Source organism: Mycobacterium simiae, assembly GCF_008370645.1.
Taxonomy (GTDB): domain Bacteria; phylum Actinomycetota; class Actinomycetes; order Mycobacteriales; family Mycobacteriaceae; genus Mycobacterium; species Mycobacterium simiae_A.
On record NZ_VTZN01000614.1, the window covers coordinates 1 to 305 of the forward strand.

The following is a 305-nucleotide window of genomic DNA, read 5'->3' on the forward strand; positions in this document are numbered from 1 at the left end:
AGCCAGTACCGTTGTCGGGTAAAGGCGTAGGTGGGTAGTTCGACTCGGTGGGCGGCTAGGCCGTTGAACACGTGCTGCCAGTTTATCGCGACGCCGTCGGTAAACAGCCGGCCGAGCCCGGTGAGCAGGAACTGGGCTTCGGGGCGGTTTTTGGCCAGCAACGGCACCGCCCCGGCCAACCCGGCATGAGGCCCGACCTCGACAAAGGTGGTGGCGCCCAACGCTTCAGCCTGGGCCACACCATCGGCAAAGCGCACCGGCTTGCGTACATGCTCGACCCAGTAACCCACCGAACCATACCCAGG

The 305-nt window shown here is 64.9% G+C and carries 1 protein-coding gene; it reads right to left on the reverse strand.

From position 1 onward, the window contains the following. The coding region (locus F0Q45_RS27110) for a hypothetical protein (RefSeq protein WP_262491216.1) at nt 1-305 on the reverse strand (305 nt) is incomplete at both ends.